Annotated in this window: 20 protein-coding genes, 1 tRNA gene and 3 pseudogenes; 6 read left to right on the forward strand and 18 right to left on the reverse strand. The window is 74.2% G+C overall.

The features are described from left to right. Positions 1-28: 28 nt before the first annotated feature. From QQK26_RS08210 to QQK26_RS08240, 8 genes and pseudogenes are all read right to left on the reverse strand, one after another. Positions 29-796 carry a hypothetical protein gene (locus tag QQK26_RS08210; RefSeq protein ID WP_284231766.1) on the reverse strand — a complete coding sequence of 256 codons (768 nt, stop codon included), beginning with the start codon at positions 794-796 and terminating at the stop codon, positions 29-31. A gap of 57 nt (positions 797-853) precedes the next feature. Continuing rightward, positions 854-1,639, reverse strand: a complete 786-nt coding sequence (locus QQK26_RS08215) for an SDR family oxidoreductase (RefSeq protein WP_284231767.1) — start codon at positions 1,637-1,639, stop codon at positions 854-856. Further along, positions 1,636-1,860, reverse strand: coding sequence for a DUF3072 domain-containing protein (locus QQK26_RS08220; protein ID WP_284231768.1), 225 nt, complete (start codon positions 1,858-1,860; stop codon positions 1,636-1,638). Before QQK26_RS08220 ends, QQK26_RS08215 begins: the two co-directional genes overlap by 4 nt. Before the next feature lie 52 nt (positions 1,861-1,912). Further along, complete coding sequence (locus tag QQK26_RS16215; protein WP_348520048.1) at positions 1,913-2,308, reverse strand: DUF3553 domain-containing protein; 396 nt, start codon at positions 2,306-2,308, stop codon at positions 1,913-1,915. Positions 2,309-2,518: 210 nt separating this feature from the next. Beyond that, positions 2,519-3,454: pseudogene (locus QQK26_RS16220) on the reverse strand (RecQ family ATP-dependent DNA helicase); the annotation flags it as partial. Positions 3,455-3,776: 322 nt separating this feature from the next. After that, the gene (locus tag QQK26_RS08230; RefSeq protein ID WP_284231769.1) at positions 3,777-4,130 is read right to left on the reverse strand and encodes a hypothetical protein; all 354 of its coding nucleotides are present in this window, start codon (positions 4,128-4,130) and stop codon (positions 3,777-3,779) included. Then, positions 4,049-4,960, reverse strand: coding sequence for a hypothetical protein (locus tag QQK26_RS08235; RefSeq protein WP_284231770.1), 912 nt, complete (start codon positions 4,958-4,960; stop codon positions 4,049-4,051). Before QQK26_RS08235 ends, QQK26_RS08230 begins: the two co-directional genes overlap by 82 nt. Positions 4,961-5,164: 204 nt before the next feature. Beyond that, positions 5,165-6,496, reverse strand: coding sequence for an MFS transporter (locus QQK26_RS08240; RefSeq protein WP_284231771.1), 1,332 nt, complete (start codon positions 6,494-6,496; stop codon positions 5,165-5,167). 91 nt (positions 6,497-6,587) lie between these two features. Here QQK26_RS08240 and QQK26_RS08245 point away from each other — a divergent pair, with 91 nt between their 5' ends. Further along, positions 6,588-7,145: a TetR/AcrR family transcriptional regulator gene (locus QQK26_RS08245; RefSeq protein ID WP_284231772.1), complete on the forward strand. Its 558-nt coding sequence runs from the start codon at positions 6,588-6,590 to the stop codon at positions 7,143-7,145. A 25-nt stretch (positions 7,146-7,170) separates the two neighbouring features. Here QQK26_RS08245 and QQK26_RS08250 read toward each other — a convergent pair whose 3' ends face one another. Further along, positions 7,171-7,887 carry a gamma-glutamyl-gamma-aminobutyrate hydrolase family protein gene (locus tag QQK26_RS08250; protein ID WP_284231773.1) on the reverse strand — a complete coding sequence of 239 codons (717 nt, stop codon included), beginning with the start codon at positions 7,885-7,887 and terminating at the stop codon, positions 7,171-7,173. 142 nt (positions 7,888-8,029) lie between these two features. Between QQK26_RS08250 and QQK26_RS08255 the strand changes: the two genes are divergently transcribed. Continuing rightward, positions 8,030-8,476, forward strand: coding sequence for an MSMEG_6728 family protein (locus QQK26_RS08255; protein WP_284231774.1), 447 nt, complete (start codon positions 8,030-8,032; stop codon positions 8,474-8,476). Between the two features lie 94 nt (positions 8,477-8,570). After that, positions 8,571-9,317 (forward strand): annotated as a pseudogene (locus QQK26_RS08260) (LLM class flavin-dependent oxidoreductase); the annotation flags it as partial. 141 nt (positions 9,318-9,458) lie between these two features. Here QQK26_RS08260 and QQK26_RS08265 read toward each other — a convergent pair. From QQK26_RS08265 to galU, 5 genes are all read right to left on the reverse strand, one after another. Next, positions 9,459-10,592, reverse strand: a complete 1,134-nt coding sequence (locus QQK26_RS08265; protein WP_284231775.1) for an OmpA family protein — start codon at positions 10,590-10,592, stop codon at positions 9,459-9,461. Positions 10,593-10,738: 146 nt separating this feature from the next. Then, a tRNA-Ala gene (locus QQK26_RS08270) sits at positions 10,739-10,811 on the reverse strand. A 53-nt stretch (positions 10,812-10,864) separates the two neighbouring features. Then, positions 10,865-11,869 carry a hypothetical protein gene (locus QQK26_RS08275; RefSeq protein ID WP_284231776.1) on the reverse strand — a complete coding sequence of 335 codons (1,005 nt, stop codon included), beginning with the start codon at positions 11,867-11,869 and terminating at the stop codon, positions 10,865-10,867. A 61-nt stretch (positions 11,870-11,930) separates the two neighbouring features. Next, positions 11,931-12,569, reverse strand: a complete 639-nt coding sequence (locus tag QQK26_RS08280; RefSeq protein ID WP_431308030.1) for a GNAT family N-acetyltransferase — start codon at positions 12,567-12,569, stop codon at positions 11,931-11,933. Between the two features lie 49 nt (positions 12,570-12,618). Then, entirely contained in the window at positions 12,619-13,509 is an 891-nt protein-coding gene (gene galU, locus QQK26_RS08285; RefSeq protein ID WP_284231777.1) for a UTP--glucose-1-phosphate uridylyltransferase GalU, read from the reverse strand. 150 nt (positions 13,510-13,659) lie between these two features. Here galU and QQK26_RS08290 point away from each other — a divergent pair, with 150 nt between their 5' ends. From QQK26_RS08290 to mscL, 3 genes and pseudogenes are all read left to right on the forward strand, one after another. Further along, positions 13,660-14,238, forward strand: a complete 579-nt coding sequence (locus QQK26_RS08290; protein ID WP_284231778.1) for a 5-formyltetrahydrofolate cyclo-ligase — start codon at positions 13,660-13,662, stop codon at positions 14,236-14,238. 34 nt (positions 14,239-14,272) lie between these two features. Beyond that, positions 14,273-14,413: pseudogene (locus QQK26_RS16225) on the forward strand (FmdB family zinc ribbon protein); the annotation flags it as partial. A gap of 163 nt (positions 14,414-14,576) precedes the next feature. Beyond that, the gene (gene mscL / locus QQK26_RS08300; RefSeq protein ID WP_348520001.1) at positions 14,577-15,017 is read left to right on the forward strand and encodes a large conductance mechanosensitive channel protein MscL; all 441 of its coding nucleotides are present in this window, start codon (positions 14,577-14,579) and stop codon (positions 15,015-15,017) included. A 16-nt stretch (positions 15,018-15,033) separates the two neighbouring features. Here mscL and QQK26_RS08305 read toward each other — a convergent pair whose 3' ends face one another. The 4 genes from QQK26_RS08305 to QQK26_RS08320 form a co-directional block, all read right to left on the reverse strand. Beyond that, the gene (locus QQK26_RS08305; protein WP_284231780.1) at positions 15,034-15,297 is read right to left on the reverse strand and encodes a hypothetical protein; all 264 of its coding nucleotides are present in this window, start codon (positions 15,295-15,297) and stop codon (positions 15,034-15,036) included. Next, positions 15,294-15,896, reverse strand: a complete 603-nt coding sequence (locus QQK26_RS08310) for a hypothetical protein (RefSeq protein ID WP_284231781.1) — start codon at positions 15,894-15,896, stop codon at positions 15,294-15,296. The genes QQK26_RS08305 and QQK26_RS08310 overlap by 4 nt, the downstream gene beginning before the upstream one ends. Then, on the reverse strand, positions 15,872-19,072 hold the full coding sequence (locus tag QQK26_RS08315) for a DEAD/DEAH box helicase family protein (protein WP_284231782.1): 3,201 nt from the start codon (positions 19,070-19,072) through the stop codon (positions 15,872-15,874). The genes QQK26_RS08310 and QQK26_RS08315 overlap by 25 nt, the downstream gene beginning before the upstream one ends. A 69-nt stretch (positions 19,073-19,141) precedes the next feature. After that, positions 19,142-19,477 carry a hypothetical protein gene (locus QQK26_RS08320; RefSeq protein WP_284231783.1) on the reverse strand — a complete coding sequence of 112 codons (336 nt, stop codon included), beginning with the start codon at positions 19,475-19,477 and terminating at the stop codon, positions 19,142-19,144. Positions 19,478-19,531 lie beyond the last annotated feature (54 nt).

Consider the following 19,531-nt stretch of genomic DNA (forward strand, 5'->3'; position numbering starts at 1 on the left):
CCGCGCGACCCTTCGGAGCGACAGGCCCTCAGAGCAGCGGGTAGCCGTGCAGCACGGTGTTGGCCATCGCGACGACCGCCCGTGCGACGAGCATGAGCGTCACCGTGGCGCAGACGCCGAACCCGATGAGCGCACGGTCCCGGTGCCGGGCGGTTCCGCCTCGCAGCTGCAGTGCGCCGAGCACGACGCCGAGCACCGCGATCGGGAAGGTCAGCACGGCCAGCAGGTTGACGACGACGCGTACTGCGCCGGGATCGCCGACGCCGAGAGCCAGGAGGGATGAGGAGGCGAGGCCGACGAGCATCACCAGCGCCCCGACGCCGATCGCCGCGATGCCGAGGGCCAGGACGGCCGTGCCACCGCCCGCGGAGCGGGGCGCCGGCACCGCGATGAGCTGAGCGGTGGAGGGGTCGACGAAGGGCCAGGAGTTCGGCGCCACGGGGGCGGGATGCGCAGCCGTGCCCATCTGCGCCTGGGCTGCCGCGATCGGCGCCTCGTACGTCGCACGGCGCGGTCCCGGAGCGACGGCAGGACCGGCGAGGTCACCGCTCGGGCCATCGGCGCGCAGCGGCCCGTTCGCGTGAAACCGGGCGGCGACCGGTGCGGGCAGCGGTTCCGGCTGGTCCTCGATCGGCGGCTCCGGCGGGACCGCGCCCTGCCCGACCGGCAGCGGCTGCCAGCTCGACAAGGCCTCGCTCCAGATGAGCCATGCGTCCGGCTTCTCGGGATCGCGCACGACCCACGCGTCCCAGGCGTCGTCCCAGATCGGCTGCGCTGCCGCCGCGTCGTCGCTCACCGTGCCTGCTCCGTGCTCACCCGACATGTCTACCGGGTCCGCGCGTTCAGCGGTTGATCAGCTCCGCCACGCGCTGTCGGTGAGCGCCGCGGCGCCGGCCGGTCCCATCCGCAGCATGCCGCCGTCGACCGGGATCGAGGCCCCCGTGATATAGGAGGCGGCGGGCGAGGCGAGGAAGGCGACGAGCGCCGCGACCTCGCGGGCGTCGCCGGAGCGACCCAGCGGGATGCCGGGGCGCGCGCCATCGGCGGGCTCCGCATCCTCCCGTCCGGTCATCGCGGTGGCGATCTCCCCGGGCGCGACGGCGTTGACGGTGATGCCGTGCTCGGCGAGTTCGAGGGCCGCCCCTGCGACGAGTCCGCGCAGGCCGTGCTTGGCGGCGCCGTAGGCGGTCATCCGCATCATCGGCTCGTGCGACTGCACGCTGCCGGTGGCGATGATCCGGCCGCCGCGATGCAGCCGCACGAGGTGCCGGGCGGCGTGCTGGATGCCGACGAAGGCGCCGTCCAGATCGGTCGCGAGCACGCGCCGCCACTCCTCGAACGGCATGTCGAGCAGCGGCGCGGTGGCGGCGACGCCGCCGTTGCTCACGAAGACGGCGAGACCGCCGAGCCGCTCGACCAGGGCGTCGATGGCCCCGGTCGCCTGCTCGGGGTCGGTCGCGTCGAAGCGCTCGACCTCGGCGCGCACGCCGAGCGAGCGGACCTCTTCGGCCGTCGCGTGCGCGCCCTGCTCGTCGGCGTACCAGGCGACGCCCACGTCATGGCCGGCCTCGGCCAGCGCCACCGCGATCGCCCGGCCGATGCCGGAGTCGGCGCCCGTGACGATCGCGGCGCCGGTCATGCGTCGCCGCGCCCGGTGCTGGCCTGCAGCCGCTCGATGTGCTCGGACGCCTCGGCCTTGGTGAGGTCGGCGGAGAGCTCCTCGCCCGCCTCGCGGGCCAGCGTGTCGAGGTAGCTCCGCTGCGCGCCCGTCATCGGCTCGTCGCCGGTGACCCAGTCCGCCGGATCCTTGCTCGCCGTGCTGCCGTCCTCGGGCTTGCCGCCCAGTGTCTCGCCGCTCATCGCAGCTCCTCTCGTCAGGTGCGTCAACCCTCGCCGGATCGAGCGGATGCGGTCAGGACGCGGAGTCCGCGCCCAGCAGCCCCCGTGCATCCACGGCGGCGATGGACAGCTGCCGGTAGCCCTCGTGCTCGAAGAAGACCACGAGGCGGTCGGCCTCGACGCGCAGCACCGTGCCCGGCCCCCACTCGGCGTGCTCGACCTCGTCGCCCGGGGCGAAACGGTCGTCGGGCCGCTCGGTCTCGTCCGCGGCGCCCGAGTCGCAGGTGTCGCAGTTGCGGCAGGGCTGCTCGAGCTCGTCGCCGAAATAGCCGAGCAGCACGCGGCGACGGCAGTCGCGCGTCTCGGCGTACGCGCGCATCATCGCCAGCCGCGAGCGCCCGATGCGCTCGCGGCGTGCGGCGTCCTCGACGAGGCGGTCCCGGATCGCCTGGTCGCCCGGGTCGTCCACGAGGCGCAGCCGCGGGCCGTCGAGCTCGGCGATCCCCGCCGCCTCGAGCTGATTGCCCAGCGACGTCGCCCGGCGGGCGGGGATCGCCGCCGCCCCGGCCAGGTCGCTGCGGCGCCCCTCGCCGCCGGCCTCGCGGGTCGCGCGCAGCAGGGCCCGCAGGCTCCGCGCATCGACCTTGGACGACTGGAAGAAGCTCTTCAGCCCCAGATCCTCCTCGCGGTAGTGCAGGGTCGCGATCGCCGGTCCGCCGTCGCGGCCGGCACGTCCGATCTCCTGGTAGTACTCCTCCAGCGATTCCGGAGCGGATGCGTGGATCACGAAGCGCGCATCCGCTCGGTCGATGCCCATGCCGAAGGCGCTGGTGGCGACGACGACCAAGCGGTCGTCCGGATCGGCGAAGCGCTCGTGCACCCGCTGCCGCTCGGCGCTGCGCAGACCGGCGTGATAGGTCTCGGCGTCGACGCCCCGCTCGCGCAGGGCCGCGGTCAACGTCTCGGTCGCCTTGCGGGTGGCCGCGTAGAGCAGGCCGGTGCCCTCGAGCGAGGCCGCCTGCTGCACGATGGCCGCGTGCTGCTCGTCGGCGTCGGCGTGCCGCACGACGTCGAGGCGGATGTTGGGACGGTCGAAGCCGCGCACGAGCACCCTCGGGTCGCGCAGGCGCAGCGCGTTCACGATCTCCTCGCGCACCGGCGGCGCACCGGTCGCCGTGAGCGCGAGCACCGGCGGGCGCCCGATGGCCTCGGCCACCTCGCCGAGCCGCAGGTAGTCGGGGCGGAAGTCGTGGCCCCAGGCCGACACGCAGTGCGCCTCGTCGACGGCGAACAGCGAGATGCCGGCACCGCGCACGCGCTCGAGCACCTCGTCGTTCGCCAGCTGCTCGGGGCTGAGGAACAGGAACTCGGCGCCGTCGGCGACCGCGGCCCACGCCTCCTCGTTCTGCGCCTCGGACTGCGACGAGTTGACCGCCACGGCGTCGAGCGCGCCGCCCTCGTGCTCCAGGCTGCGCACCTGGTCCTGCTGGAGGGCGATGAGGGGCGAGACCACGAGCGTCGGCCCCGGCAGCAGCGCGCCGGCCAGCTGGTAGATCGCGGACTTGCCGTGGCCGGTCGGCATCACCACGAGCGCATCGTGCCCGTCGACCAGCGCCTCGACCGCGTCGCGCTAGCCCGGGCGCAGCTCGTCCCATCCGAAGCGTTCGCGGGCGATGCGGTCGATGTCGTGGGGCATGCCGTGACGCTAGGACGCCCGGCGGGGCGTGCGGGCCCGCAATCGCGTCGAGCGGATGGGCGAGGCCGTTCCAGGGGTTCGCATCCAGCCGGCTGTCGACCCGGCCCCGGCGGATGCGGGGTTCGCGATCAGGCGGGTCCGCGGCGAGGGGTGTCGGCGGGTCGCTCGCGCCAGCGCGGGTGACCCGCGGCAGCGGGGTGGAGGGTGGCATCAAGGTGGAGGGTCAGCGCGATGCAGGGTGTCACCGTCGGTACGCGGTGACGAAGAGCTCGCCGCGGATCTCGCAGCAGCGGTCGACGATGCGCTCGACGAAGGCTCCGGACACGCCCCTGGCGTCGAGGTCGTACGGCCCGATCGGCCGGAGCCCCTCGCCGCGCAGTCGGACGACCTCCCAACCGACCCGGCGCAGCAGTCGGTCCTTGAGCCGGTCGCTGCGCTCGCGGTGCCCGACGTGCTCGTCGCCGATGCGCCCGGTCGTGTCCCATTCGAGCGCGATCCTGAGATCGGGCAGGATCACGTCGGGCCAGACGTGGAGCCGGTCGTGGAACGGCTGCGCCACCCGTACGGCGTTGAACTCGAGGTTCTGGTCGAGCACCTCGGCGAGGCGCCGGCGCAGCTCGCCCTCGGCCGCCGAGGTACCGAGCCGCGTCGCCTTCGGGTCGACGAAGGCCTCGCCGGGCGGGCCCCCGGGAACCGGCGCGGAGCGCCGACGGCGGGACCCGACCGCACGGAGCGGCTTCGCCGGAAGCGGGATGCCCGAGCCACCGGAGCGCAGCGGATCGCCGAGCCGAGCGGATGCGCCGGGTGCAGCGGCGAGGAGGGCCCGGCCACCGGGGCGGTGCCGCGCCGACCGGTGAGCCTCGCGGCACCCGTCGGGTCGACCGGCGACTCACGAGCCCGCGGACCACGAGCGGATGGCGCGTGCCGCTCAGGAGCGGCGTCTCCGGACGCCGGCACCCGCCATACGCCGGCACCCGCCTCGGACGCCGCCTCCGCCGCCGACCTGGCGAGCTCGCGGCGCCGGGCCGCGGCGCGCTCGTCGTGCACCCGCAGCGCATCCGCTCGCTCCGCATCCGCCGTACCGCCGACCGGTGCGCCGTAGCGCGAGGGCCCGGCCATGAGCGTGCGTCGGGAGCACTCGGGGCAGGTGGTGTCGCGGCCTCTGCGGTCGCGGCCGGAACGGTCGCGCTGCTCCTGCGGAGTGGCGACCCACTCGTGGCCCAGGAAGCAGTTGAAGACGAGGTAGACGTCGGCGGCGAGCGGCACCTGCGAGAGCAGCAGGCCGTGGTTGCGCTCGGGCTCGTACACGGCGAGCACGCGCCGGTAGCCCGACCAGAACTCGCTGAAGCGCCCGGACTCGTAGGGCACGGCAGCGCCGGTGACGCGCTGGCGACGCGCCCACCACTGCAGCACGCTCTCGGGCATGCGATCCACCTCCGAGAGGAGCGTAGATCGGACCGCCGACATGGGAGCCGCGCCCGCCCGGGTCTGCGCACGCCACCGACCGCGGCGTCGCCCCAGCGACGACTCAGCATCGTCGCGACGTCTCAGCACCGACGAAGGGCCTGAGTCGTCGCTCCGGTGCTGAGTCGTGCGAGCAGCCCGTCCGAGCGCGGGCGAGGCGCGACGTCAGCCGTTGCGGTCACCGGCGGGACCGTTGCCGGCGGGAGCCTCTCCAGCGGGAACGTCACCGGCGGGCGCATCAGCGGCGGGCGCATCACCGGGCGCATCACCGGGCGCAGACGGCGCCGTGGTCCCGGCGGCGCCGCGCCGCGTCTCGCCCACCGCCGGGGCGAGCAGCACCGCGCCGGCGACGAGCACCAGCACGACGACCATGGCCAGGCGCAGCCCGAACTCCTCGCCGAGCAGACCGAGCAGCGGCGGCCCCACCAGGAACGCGAGGTAGCCGACCACCGCGGCCTGCGCCACGCGCTGCGCCGACTGCGCGACCGGACCGCTGTCCCCGGCGGCCGAGATCGCCACCGGGAAGCCGAGCGAGGCGCCGAGGCCCCAGAGCAGCACCGACGCCGCGGCGACGAAGGGGTGGTCGGCGAAGACGACGAGCGCGATGCCGATCGCCCCGGCGATCGCGCTGACCCGCATGACCGCGGCGCGGCCGAAGCGCGCGATGAAGAAGCCGCCAGTGAAGCGCCCGATGGTCATCGCGGCGGCGAAGACCGCGAACACGGCCGAGCCGAGTGCGGCGTCGAAGCCGTGGCCGTCGACCATGAGCAGCGGCAGCCAATCGTTGGCGGCGCCCTCGGCGAAGGCCATGGCCAGCACGATGCCGCCGATCGCGAGCAGGCGCGGGTCGCGCCACAGCACGACGCGGGCCGCCGGGTCGCGCCGGGCGCCGCGCTCCCGCGGGGCTCCCTTGCCGAAGCCGACCGGCACGGAGCGGATGGCGATGAGCAGCACGACGACGGCCAGGACGGAGACCGAACCGAGGTGCCACAGCACCGGGAACGCGAGCGCGGTGAGGCTCATGCCGATGACGGCGCCGATGACCGTGCCGAGGCTGAAGCAGCCGTGCAGCGCGGGCAGCACGGATCGCGCGAGCCGGCGCTCGACCTCCGCGCCCTCCACGTTCATGGCCACCTCGCCGGCGCCCATGCCGAAGCCGAAGATGGCGAGGCCGAGCGCGACGAGCACCGGCGCACCGAGCGCGCCGCCCGTGCCGATCACGGGTAGCGACACGACGAGCCCGGTCACGCCGAGGATGACGATGGGCCGGGTGCCGAAGCGCGACACGAGCGCCCCGGAGCCGAGGATGCCGATCATCGAGCCGACCGACAGGCCGAAGAGCACGAGCCCCATCTCGGCTGTCGAGACGCCGAGCAGGTCGCGCACGTCGGGCGTGCGGGTGACCCACGAGGCGAGGCCGAGGCCGGGCAGCAGGAAGAGCGCGAAGAGGGCGTTGCGGCGGCGCAGGTCGGCGCGGTCGAGGGTGGTGGTGCTCATGATGTGTACAAATGTACACACTCCCGCGCATCCGCTCTACGATGGAGGGGATGCGAACACGAGCGGATGCGCCGACCGGCCGGGTGGGCCGATGAGCGGCACCCCGCGCGGCGCGAACGACCCGCAGCGCCGGGAGCGGATCCTCGACGCCGCGATCGAGGTGATCGCCGACCACGGCGTGCCGCGGACGACGCACCGCCGCGTCGCGGACGCCGCCGGGGTGCCGCTGGGCTCGGTGACCTACTACTTCGACGGGCTCGCCGACCTGCTGGCCCAGGCCTTCCAGCGCTTCAGCGAGCGCAAGGCGTCGATCTACCGCGAGTCGCTCGAGCGCGCGCCCGACCGGCGTGCGGCGTGCGAGGCGGTGGCCGAGCTCATCTGCGGCGTCGACTACGTCGGCTCGCGCGAGATGGTGGTCATCTGGGAGATGCACGCGCACGCGAACCACGACGAGCGCGTGGCGGCGATCAACCTCGCCTGGCTGCGCCGCAGCCACGAGAGCCTCTCGCTGCACTTCTCGCCGGCCGCGTGCCGCGGCATCGACGCGCTCATCGAGGGCCTCTCGATGCACCAGCAGTGGGAGCGCCGCCCGCTCGACCGCGCGGTCGTCGTCGCGACCATCGAGGCCGTCGCCGAGCGGCTCGGCTGACGGAGTGACCGCGCGTGCGCTCGGCTCAGGCCGCCGCGAGCACGCGCTCGCGGGCCAGCAGCCCGAGCAGCGCCGCAAGACCCGCCGCGTCGCCGAGCGGGTGCTCCGGGTGCCACTGCACCGTCACCAGCGAGCCCGACTCGTGCTCGAGCGCCTCGACCACGCCGTCCTCGGCGGTCGCCGCGACGCGCAGACCGGCGCCCAGCGTCGAGACGGCCTGGTGGTGGCTGCTGCGCACCGGGCGCAGCGCGAGGCCGTCGAGCGCGCCGCCGGTGACGACCGCGAGGCCGTGCTCGACCATGCCGCCGGTCTCGGGGTGCTGGCGGTGCAGCCCCTCGAAGCCGATGTGCTGGTGCAGCCCACCGCCGAGCGCGACGTTCACGAGCTGCTGGCCGCGGCAGATGCCGAGCAGCGGGGTGCCGGTCTCGAGGGCGCGGTGCACGAGCGCGATCTGCGCCGCATCCGCCCGCTCCTCGTGCACGCCGCCGCCCTCGTACTCGAGGTCGCCGCCGTAGAAGGAGGGATGCACGTCCTCGCCGCCCATGAGCACGATCGCGTCGGTGCCGGCCACGGCCCGCTGCAGTCCGCGCTCGCCGAGCACGCCCGCGGCGAGGCGGTCGACCGTCCATCCGCTCGCCTCCGCGAGGCCGGTGAAGGAGGCGTCGAGTCCGTCGGCGAGGGCCTGGTAGGACTCGCGGCCCATGCGCTCGTCCGTCACAGAGATCATCGCGATGCGGGGCATGCCGACTCCTCTCGTTCCGAACGGCGTGCTCCGACGCTACGCGGGACCGAGCGGATGCGCGGGCGGATGACGGACTGTGACGCTCAGGGCGCGCCCACCCCCATCCGCTCTCCCCCGCAGCCGCCGCGGGCAGCGTGGACGGATGCAGACCTTCGTGCCGTTCCCGGATCTCGCGGCCTCGGCGCAGGCCCTCGACGACCGCCGCCTCGGCAAGCAGCGGGTCGAGACGCTGCAGGTGATGCGGGCGCTGACCATCGAGGGCTACGGCTGGCGGCACCACCCGGCGGTGGCGATGTGGCGGGGGCACCGCCCGGCGCTCATGGCCTACCAGGACGCCTGCTGCGACGAGTGGGCCCGCCGCGGCTTCGCGGACACCTGCCGCGCGAAGACCCTCGAGACGCTGGATGCGGATGCGCGCGACGGCGAGGACTACCGCGCCGGTCGCATCCCGATGCCCGCGTGGTGGGCGCGGCCGGAGGTGCATCGGTCGCACCGCTCGAAGCTGCTCGCGAAGGACCCCGAGTTCTACCGCGAGCGCTTCCCGCACGACCCGGACGACCTCGAGTACGTCTGGCCGGGCGAGGGCTGAGCCCTGCCAGACTGAGGGTGACGAGAAGGAGTCGACGATGACCGACCGACCTGCGCTGGGCGTGCTGCTGCCCCGCGACCTGCCCGCCGCCGAGATGCTCGACGCCGCGCGCCGTGCGGAGGCCGCCGGCGCTGCCGAGCTATGGGTGGTGGAGGACCTCGGCTTCCGCGGCGGCATCGCGCAGGCCGCCGCCGTGCTCGCCGCCACGACGACCCTGCGGGTGGGCATCGGCATCCTGCCCGCCGCGGTGCGCAACCACGCGTTCCTCGCCATGGAGCTCGCCACGCTGGAGCAGCTGTTCCCCGGTCGCCTCGACGCCGGCATAGGCCACGGCATGCCGGGCTGGCTGCGCCAGGTCGGCGCCTGGCCCGAGCGGCCGCTGGCGCTGCTCGAGCGCACGTTCACCGCGGTGCGCGGCCTGCTCGGCGGCGAGGAGTTCGAGGGCGTGCGGCTCGATGCCTCCGCGGTGCCCGCCGCGGTGCCGCAGCTGCTCGCCGGCGTGCGCGGACCCAAGTCGCTGGCCGCCGCCGGCCGCGTCGCCGACGGCACCGTGCTGGCCGAGCCGGTCACGCCGCAGTACGCCGCGGCGGCGCTCGCCGCCATCGCCGCTCCCGGGCCGCACCGGCTCGTCGCCTACAACGTCGCCAGCGTCGACGCCGACGAGGCCGCCGCGTTCGCGCGGGCGCGCCCTGCGCTCGCCTGGATCGGCGAGCCCGACTGGGCACCGCACCTCGTCGACCTGCCGTTCGCGGACGAGTTCCGTGCGCTGCGCGCATCGTCCGCCGGGCCGCAGGAGTTCGCCGAACGGCTGCCGGATGCGTGGGTCGCCGAGCTCGCGCTGGCCGGCTCCCCCGAGCGCGTTCGGGAGCGCCTGGCGGCGCTCGGCGCGGCCGGGGTGACGGACGTCGTGCTGCAGCCGACCCCTCCGATCCGCTGGGCGCCATCGCGGCGCTGCACGCGCTCGCCTGACGCGAGGGTCTGCTCAGGCGCTCGGCACCACGATCTCGACGCGCCGGTTCAGCTGGCGCCCCGCGGGGTTGTCCTGGCCGTCCAGCTCGTTCGGCGCGACGGGCTCGTTCTCGCCGAAACCGCGCGCATCGATCGCGGCGGTCACGCCCGCTTCGCGGAGGCCCCGGGCCACCGCATCCGCTCGCTGCTCGCTGAGCCGCTGGTTGTACGCGTCGGTGCCGATCGCATCCGTGTGGCCGCTCACGACGAGGTTCGTGGAACCCGACTCCTGCAGCGCGGCGGCGAGCTCGCGGATCACGTCGACCGAGTCGGGTCGCAGCTCGTACCGGTCGAAGTCGAAGAGCACCGCGTCTTCGAGCGTGATGGTGACGCCGCACGACTCGACCGGCGCCAGCGACCCCATCGACGGGAAGCTGCCGACCGAGGCCACCGGCGCCACCGGCTCGGCGTCGACGAGCGCCCCGTTCTCTACCGCTGTGCCGTCCCCGTTGTTGACGATCGTGATGTCGCGATCCGAGTAGGTGCCCGAGCCGTCGCCGTTGTTCACGATGGTCACGTCGTCGACGGCGTAGGTGCCGCTGCCGTCGCCGTTCACGACGATCGAGGCACCCCGGTGCGCCGAGGTGCCGAACCCGTCGCCGCCGGTCACGATCGAGCCCTCCAGGTCGTTGTACGTGCCGCTGCCGTCGCCGCCCACGACCACGTTGGTCGTGCCGTCGCTCCATACGCCGCTGCGGTCGCCGCCGACGACGACGTCGACGCCATTGAGGGTGAAGGTGCCGCTGCCGTCGCCGGAGTTCACGATCGTGTCCCCGTAGGGTAACCCGCCGCTCTGCCCGCTCGCGACGACGCCTCCGCTCTCGCAGCGCGCGGGCGAGAAGCTCAGGCCGGGCCGCTCCGTCAGCGTGCGCTGCAGCGCCTGCGCCGGCGCGGCGACGGCCGCATCGAGCAGGCTCAGATCGGGGATGCGGATGAGCGGCACCGGCGGGATCTCGCCGGGTGCGAACCTGGGCACCGCGGCGACGTCGGCCACGTCGGCAGTCGGGCTCGCGGACGGGCTCGGGCGCACGGGCGCCGGCCGCTCGTCCTCGGCCTGGGCGGTGCAGGCGCTGGCCAGCAGCACGACGGCGAGGGCCGCCGCGGTCACGGCGCTCCGCGTTCCACGGACGGTCCTGGAAGCGACCCTATCGAGGCGCCTCCCGGTGGGGCGCCGGTCCGTCGCTCGAGGGCGGGGCGAGCACCGCCGGAAACGACGGAAGGCCCCGCCGAAGCGGGGCCTTCCTGTGTTCTCGGTGGACCCTAGGAGATTCGAACTCCTGACCTCCTCGATGCGAACGAGGCGCGCTACCAACTGCGCCAAGGGCCCGTGAACTCGTCAACCCTAGCACCTCCGCGAGGGTCGTCGTGCACGCTGCTGCGTCAGCCGGTCGAGCGGCGGCGCAGCACCGCGTCGAGGTCGGGCATGCCGCCGGGTGCACCGAAGGGCGACACCTCCGGCTCGCGGTGGGCGGCGCGCAGCGCGCGCTCCGCGGCGAGGGCGGCCTGGCGCAGCTCGTCCTGCGGGTCCGCGGGCACGGCGGTCGCGGCAGCGGGCGCGGGCCTGGCGGGCGCCGCCGGTGCCGCGGGCCGCTCCTGCACGACCGGGCGCGGCACCGCCACGGGCTTCGGCAGCACCTCGGTGCGGCTGAGGTACAGCGGCTTGGGCACCTCGGTCGGGGTCCAGCTGCGGTCCTCGTCCTCCTCCTGCTGCGGCAGCGGGTCGCTGAGCACGATGCGGCGCCCCTTCGGGCGCGCGACCGGAGCGGTGCCGCCGCGGCGCGATCGGGCCCGGGCGGCGACGCTGGCCATGCGGCGCAGCGTCACGAGCGCGAGCACCGCGCCCGTCGCGCCCGCGGCGAGCAGCAGCCAGCCGGCGCCGAGCGCCAGCTGCACGCCGCCCACGACCGCGGCGATCACGGAGGCGAGCAGGAAGACGGAGGTGACCAGGCGGCTGCGGCGGCGCAGCTTCGCGGCCTGGTCGTGCGAGACCTGCGAGACCTCCTGCGCCGAGCGCTGGGCGGCGGCGAGGCTCGCGGCGGACGCCTTGCGTGCGGCGATGCGGGTCGCCTCGCTGGGAACGGGCTCGCCGCGCTTGCCGATGCGCTCGCGCTGCATCCGCTCGGCGCGTGCGACGGCCTCGGTGCGCTTCAGCTCCTCCTGCAGCGCCTTGCGTCGGGCGGCGAGCTCGCGCGCCTGCCGCTCGGCGGGCAGCTCGTCGAGCGGGGCGGCGGTGCCGGCCATCGCCCGGATGGTCTGCTGCAGCCGCACCGCGTTGCGCTCGGTCGACAGGTACTCCCGACGGCGGTACCAGCTGGGCAGCAGGTAGGCGAGCCACAGCACGGCCGCCACGGCGATGATGACCCCGCCCCCCAGTGAATCTCCCATGGGTGGAGCGTACGAGCGCGACGCGCCCGGCGCCGTCCGCCGCGCCGGGGCGCAGCGGTGATTACGCCGAGTCCGACCCGAACGGGCGCTGCGCGCGGCGGACGTCCGCGTCGGGCACCCGTCCGGCGTCCGCTGGCGCAGCGCCCTGACGCCAGCGCCGCAGTACGCCCTCGGGGATCTCCTCGCGCACCAGCGCGAAGCAGAAGTGATCGCGCCAGTCGCCGTCGATGTGGATGTAGCGGCGGCGCAGGCCCTCGTAGCGGAAGCCGAGCTTCTCGACCACGCGCAGGCTGGGCCCGTTCTCGGGGCGGATGCAGATCTCCATCCGGTGCAGATCGACGCCGGCGAAGCAGTGGTCGGTCGCGAGCGCCACCGCCGTGGGGGTGACGCCGCGACCGGCGAAGCGCTCAGCCACCCAGTAGCCGATGCTCGCCGAGGCGAGCGACCCGTAGCTGATCGACGACACGTTGAGCTGCCCGGCGAACTCGCCGTCGACCTCGATCGCGAACGGCATGCCGGTGCCGTTGCGGGCGCCGCCGAGGAGCGAGCGGATGCTGCTGCGCACGTCGACCCCGAAGGTCGCGTGCGGGCTGGTCGCCTCCCAGCGGCGCAGCCACGTGCGGTTCGCTGCGAGCTCACGTTCGAGGGCCCGGGCGTCCCGCAACCGGATGGGCCGCAGGGTGACCGAGCCCTCGCTCAGGGTCGGGATGTACAGGATCGCGTCCCCTCGTCGACGCCGGAGGGGGCGCTTACTCCAGGCCGGCGGCGAAGTCGCGCAGCCAGGGCTTGAGCTCCTTGCCGAGGTCGTCGCGCTCGCTGGCGAGCTGCACGATCGCCTTGATGTAGTCGAGGCGGTCGCCGGTGTCGTAGCGGCGACCCCGGAACACGACGCCGTAGACGCCGCCGGCGATGTCCTTGTCGCTGAGCTCGAGCATCGCGTCCGTCAGCTGGATCTCGCCGCCCTTGCCCGGCTCGGTGCGCTCGAGCACCTCGAAGATCTCGGGCTGCAGCACGTAGCGGCCGATGATCGCGTAGTTGGAGGGCGCGGTGCCCGGAGCCGGCTTCTCGACGAGGCCGACGACCTTGACCACGTCGTCCTCGTCGGTCGCCTCGACGGTGGCGACGCCGTACATGTGCGCGACGGCGGGGTCGACCTCGAGCAGCGCCACGACGGTGGCGCCCTTGCCCTCGGCGACCTCGAGCATGCGGGTGAGCAGCGGGTCGCGCTCGTCGATGATGTCGTCACCGAGCAGCACCGCGAAGGGCTCGTGGCCGACGTGCATCTTGGCGCGCAGCACCGCGTGGCCGAGTCCCTTGGGGTCGCCCTGGCGCACGTAGTGCATGTCGGCGAGCTCGGTGGAGTAGTTCACCTTCTCGAGCTTGGCCGTGTCGCCCTTGGCCGCGAGGGTCGCCTCGAGCTCGGTCATGCGGTCGAAGTGGTTCTCGAGGGCGTTCTTGTTGCGCCCCGTGATCATGAGCACGTCGGTCAGGCCGGAGTTCACGGCCTCCTCGACGACGTACTGGATGGCCGGCTTGTCGACGACCGGCAGCATCTCCTTCGGCATGGCCTTGGTGGCGGGCAGGAAGCGGGTGCCGAGCCCGGCGGCAGGGATCACTGCCTTGGTCACACGTTCAGTCATGGGCACACCCTACAAGGCGGCCCCCGTCCGCGGCAGGCGGCGGGGCCGGCGCAGCGGCGAGCGGATGCACCCGGCGGATGCGGCGCGCGCTCGGCCCGCATCCGCTCACCCTCGCGCTGCTCGCATCCGCTCGCCCCTAGGATGGGCGGCATGTCGCCGGACATCCACGCCGAGAAGCGCGCCCTGCGCGCGGAGCTCCGCGAGCGACGCCGCACGATGACCGTGACGGAGCGCGAGCACGCCACCGAGCAGTTCGGCGAGCGGCTGCGCGAGCTGGTCGCCGCGACGGGCGCCCGCAGTCTGTCGGCGTACCTCTCCTCCACGGACGAGCCGAACGTGCGCCCCTTCCTCAACTGGGCGCACGAGCAGGGCATCCGCGTGCTGCTGCCGATCACCCGCGACGACGGCCTGCTCGACTGGGCGGTCGGCGACGGTGAGAGCGAGCGCGAGGGCCTGTTCGGCCTGCCGGAGGTCGTCGGCGAGGTGCTCAGCCCCTTCGCGATCGACGAGGTCGACCTGATCCTCGTGCCCGCCGCCAGCGTCGATGCGAGCGGCATGCGGCTCGGTTGGGGTCGCGGCTACTTCGACAAGACCCTCGGCTCGATGGAGCGCCGTCCGCCCGCCTACGCAGTCGTCTTCGACAGCGAGTTCGTCGACGTCGTACCGAGCGAACCCCACGACCAGCCGGTCGACGGGGTCGTGACCCCGAGCGCCGTGCGCGCCCTCTGACCAGCTCCATCCCCCTCCCACCCGGAAGAACGCCGTGCCCACGTACTCTTATCGCTGCACCGTCTGCGAGAACGCCTTCGACATCCAGCAGTCCTTCTCGGACGCGAGCCTGACGGTCTGCCCCGCCTGCGGCGGCGGGCTGCGCAAGATCTTCAGCGCGGTCGGCGTGACGTTCAACGGCTCCGGGTTCTACCGCACCGACTCGCGCTCGTCGTCGGGATCGTCCTCGTCGGGGTCGGGGTCGTCCTCGTCGGGCTCGAAGCCCGCGGCGAAGAGCTCGAGCAGCGGTTCCACCAGCGCCTCGTCCAGCAGCTGAGATCGAACGGAAGCAAGGAGACATGACCGTGCTCAAGGGATTCAAGGACTTCATCCTCCGCGGCAACGTGATCGAGCTCGCGGTGGCGGTGGTCATCGGGGCGTCGTTCACGGCGATCGTGAACGGATTCGTCACCGGCATCATCAATCCGGTGCTCGCGTTGCTCTTCGACACGGGAGACCTTGCCGCCGCTACCGTGCCGCTCGGCATGGGCCGCAATGCTCCGGAGCTCGGCTACGGCATCGTCATCTCGGCGATCATCCAGTTCATCATGGTCGCGGCGGTCGTCTACTTCGCCCTGATCGTGCCGATGAACTACCTGAAGAAGGTGCAGTTCCGCAAGAAGGCCGAGGAGCCGGCCGTCGTCGAGCCGGCCCCGCCGACCGACACCGAGCTGCTCGTCGAGATCCGCGACCTGCTGCAGTCGGCGCACAACGATCGCAAGAAGTCCGAGAGCGCGTAGCGCCCGGCGCGCGCGCTCAGCCCCAGTGCGGCGGCTTGTCGGCGCGCAGGCGCTCGTCGTTCTCGGAGGACGAGTGGCGCCGCGGCTCCGGCGCGGGGTTCGGGTCGCTGCCCGGCACCGGCTCGGTGCGCACGCGGCGGTTCGGCCGGCGCGGGCGCGGTGCCTGCCCCTCCTCGACGGGGAGAGCGGATGCGGGCGCCGGCGCGGCCGGCTCCGTCACGTCCGCGGTGTCGCCGGTCGGCGCATCCGCTCGGGCGTCGGGGCGGTCCGCCCCGGTCACGCGCCCGGCAGCGCGGGCACCGGCTGCGTGTCGCTGCGGCCGGCCGCGCCGAGCGCCTGCGCGATGCGGTCGGCGACCGCGTCGGGGTCGGCGAAGAGCTCGAAGGAGTGCACACGCTCGTAGGACCAGCCGAGGCGCCGCAGCTGCTCGGGGCGCTGGCGCAGCACCTCGCGCAGGCTCCCCTCGCCGAGCGCGCGGTCGCTCTCGACGACGAGGCCCTTGTCGCGGTAGCCGACGACGAGACCCAGCGCGCCGCGGTAGCCGAGCGCCGTGCGCAGACCGCGCTGCTCGAGTCGCCGGGCGAGGTCGGTGAGCATCGGGTCGCTGTCGTCCTGCAGGGGCGCCTCGCCGCCGCGCGACTGGATCTCCCGCAGGATCTCGGCCAGCAGCACGACGCCGCGGCCCATCCGGTGCTCCTCGACGTGCTCGGGCTTGAAGGCGCTCACGATGACCATGCCGCGCCGGGCCCGGGTCATGGCGACGGCGAGCAGGCGCTCGCCCTCGGGGCCGCCGAGCGCGCCGAACTCGCTGAGCAGACGGCCGTGGGGCGTGCGGCCATAGCCGATCGAGAAGATCACGCGGTCGCGGCTCTGCTCCACGGCCTGCTCGAGCGTCGCGATGAGCAGGGCTCCGCGCGGTCGCGCACGAGGAAGTCGACGAGCTCGCTGCGGGCTCGCAGCGCCGTGGTGACCTCGCGCTGCAGGCGGGCGGCGTGCTTGCGACTCGCGGTGACGACCATGAGCGACTCGTTCGGGCGCTGGCGGGCGTGCTCGAGCACGAGCGCGACGACCCGGCCCAGCTCGGCGTCGGGGCTCTCGACCGCGCCGGAGATCGAGTCGGGCATGCCCGAGCCGTCGCGCAGCAGCTCGAGGCCGATGCTGTCGTGGCCGAGGAAGGAACCGGCCCACGGGAGCGCCGCGATGCGTCCGCCGTAGAAGCGGCGGTTCACGAGCCCGGCGAGGTCGTCGCCGCCGGCGCGGTAGCTGCGGGTGAGCTCGCGCTGCGGCAGGAGCGCGGCGAGCGCGCTGTAGGCGGAGTGCTCCTCGGGGGTCTCGGCGACCTCCTCCTCGGGCTCCGCATCCGGCGCCTGCAGCGCGAAGTCCTCGGCGGCGGCCGGCACCTCGCCGACGGCGATGCGGAACGGTCGTGCGGCCTGCGTCACCGGGTCGCCGACCACGACCACCTGACGGGAGCGGCGGATGGCGGGCACGGTCTCGGCGAGGCTCATCGAGCCAGCGTCGAGCAGCACGACCGCGTCGAAGCCCATGCCCTCGGGCAGCAGCGGCACCTCGTACGGCGAGGCGAGCCAGACCGGGGCGAGGAAGCGGGTGAGGTGCGGTGCCGCGCGGTGCAGCTCGTCGGCGTCGACGGCGTCGCCGCGCAGCAGCTGCTTGAGCTTGGCGGCCTCCTCGGGCCAGTCGACGAGACCGAGCTTCCAGTTCTCGGCGAGCTGCCACGCGAGCAGCTGCGCGCTGCCGGCGGTGTGCGCCTCGTCGACGAGCCGGAAGTCGGCCTCGAGCCGGTCGAGCACGCTCGTGTTGGCGCCGAGCAGCGCGCGCTCGCTCTGCAGCAGCGACTCGAGCGCCGACTTCCACCAGGCCAGTTCGAGCTCGCCCGCCACGCGCGGGCCCTCGATGCGGCGGGCCGCGAAGTCGTCGAGCAGGTCGGCGAGGTCGATGCCGTGCAGCTCGCGGGCGAGGGCGCTGCGCTCGCGCAGGTTGGCCAGCGCCTCCTCGTCCGCCGCCAGCGCGTCGAGACGGGCCTGCAGCTCCGCGAGCGGCATCGCCGTGAGCACCTCGTCGCCGTGGAGGCCCAGCGGACCGTCGAGCGCCGAGAGGTCCTGCTGCATCTGCTGGTAGGCGCGGTAGACGTCCGCGATGCCCGTGGGCACCTGCGGCTCGACGCCGGCGCGCGCGTAGCGCTGCCAGAGCTGGCGCTGCTGCTGGATCTCGACGAGGAACCCGTGCAGATCGCCGACGTGCACGCCCGGGCGCAGGTACTCGCGGGCGAGCTTCTTGAGCCGGCGCCGGTTGCCGCCCGACATGTCGCCGCCGTCGCGGCGCGGGGCGGTGGCGGCGATGAGCTCGCCGAGGGACCGGTCGAAGACGACGGGCTGGAACCGGTCGAGGGTGTCGCGGATGCCGGCGAGGAGCGACAGGTACTGCCCGAGCTCCTGGATGGTGCCGAAGGGGCGCATGCGGCTCTCGGCGATGACCGGGCGCGCGAGGTCGAGCAGCTCCTGCAGCCCGCCGTTCGCGAGGCGGCTCACCGTGCGGTGAGCCTCGATGGCCTGCTCGGCGCTGCCGAAGTCGGCGCCGTGCCAGGCCGAGTCGCGCGGGCCGAAGCGGAACTCGCCGAGGTCGGCGAGCTCGCTGAGCACCCGGGCGACGGCGGCACGGTCGGTGGCGAGCGCCTCGAGGGTGCGGCGCGGCAGGCGCGCCGTGGTCGTGGGCGGATCGGGCAGCAGCGCGAGCCGGCTGAGCTCCTGCAGGCACTCGAGCACCGACACGCCCATGCCGGGGTCCTTCGGCGTGAGCGCCCGGCGGTACTCGAGCAGCACGCCGCGCAGGCGCACGAGGGCGTTGTCGACCTCGGCCAGCTGCGGACGCTTCGCCTTCTCGTTGCGCGAGATGCCGCGCAGCACCGCGCGGCGCGGCTCGCCGGTCGGCGCCCCGACACCGGGCAGACCGATGTCGCTGAAGCGGCGCACGAGTCCCTGCAGGCTCGCCCGCCGGGGGCTGACGACGAGCACGCGCTTGTTCGCCGCGACGAGCGCGCCGATGGCGTTGACGACGGTCTGCGTCGCGCCGGTGCCCGGCAGCGCGGTGAGCACGAGGGAGTTGCCGGCGGCGATGTGCGCGACCGCCTCCTCCTGCTCCGGGTCCGCGTCGAGCAGCAGGGTGTCGAGCCCCGGCTCGCGCTCGTCGCTGGGCACCACGTCGGCCGGCAGGCGGCTCTCGGTGACGGCCCACTTGGCGGAGGGGTTGCCCGCGAGCGCGTCGAGCACCGGATGCGCGGGAGCCGTGACGTCGGCGGCCAACGCCGCCCCCGCATCCGCGAAGGAGGAGACGACGAGGCGCGGCTGCACCGCGAAGAAGCCGAGGTGCGCGGTGAGGCCGCGCAGCCGGTCGATGATGGGGTTCGGGCTGAACGAGGAGCCCTGCTCGGTGAGGGCGACGAAGGCCTTCGGGTCGATCTCGATGCCGTACTGCTCGGCCAGCGCCGCCGCGAGCGCGGGGTTCAGCTTGGCGGTGCCGCGCAGGGTCAGCTCGAAGTCGTGACCGTAGCGGCGCAGCGCGAGCGGACGCAGCAGGATCGGCCCGCGGAACTGCTCGCCCTCGTGCCGCCACTCGGCCATGCCGATGCCCAGGTGCACGCTGTCGATGCCGCGGGTGGTGGCCAGCTCGTGGCCCTTCGCGGCGATCTCCTCGGCGGCGGCGGTGGCGGCGGCGAAGGCGCGGTCGTCGCGCAGCAGGCTCGAGAGCAGGGTGGGACGGCCGGTGATGAACTGCGCGAGCCCGCCCGGGTGGGTGGTTCCGAGCTCGATGCCGGTGCGGGGGGTGTCCTCGAAGTGCAGCAACGGGCTCGTTCCGCCGACGGCGGCGAGCTCCTCGCGCCAGGCGGCCCACACGGGCTCGGCGACATTCACGGGGGTGTACTCCTCGTCTGCCCAGCTGACGGCGTCGGGCTTGACCCGCAGCCGGCCTCCGCCGAGGTGCAGCGGATGGCCGACCGTCTGGTCGTCGTCTTCCACTCGGCGTTCGGCACGGCGCATGGGTGCCACTGTAGGCCCGCGGTCACGCGGATCCGGGCACCGTCGTGGAGTTTCGCCGTGTCCGTGCGCTCAGCGACGGGCGGCCCCGCGGCTGCGCAGCGCCGGCAGGAGCGAGAGCAGCAGGAGGGCCGCCGCGAGCGCGGTCAGGATCGCCGGCGTCCAGACGATCGCGGTGAACCACGCCGTGCTCAACGGGTCGTCCCCGCTGGTGGCGAGCAGCACCTCCCAGAAGCGCGCGCCGGGGTAGCGGTCGAGGGTGCGCATCGTGGCGACGAGGTTGTAGACGAGGCCGACGAGCGCGAAGCCGGCCAGGACGAGCGCGACGAGGCGCAGGGTGCGATCGGGGCGTGCGGGCGCATCCGCTCGCTGCTCCTCGGCTCGGTCGGCGCCTGCTGCCTCGCTCATCCGACCGACCCTAGCTCGGCAGGATGCGTGCCCGAAGGTGCCGCGCTCCCCTCG

This window comes from Arenivirga flava (genome assembly GCF_030161575.1).
Taxonomy (GTDB): domain Bacteria; phylum Actinomycetota; class Actinomycetes; order Actinomycetales; family Microbacteriaceae; genus Arenivirga; species Arenivirga flava.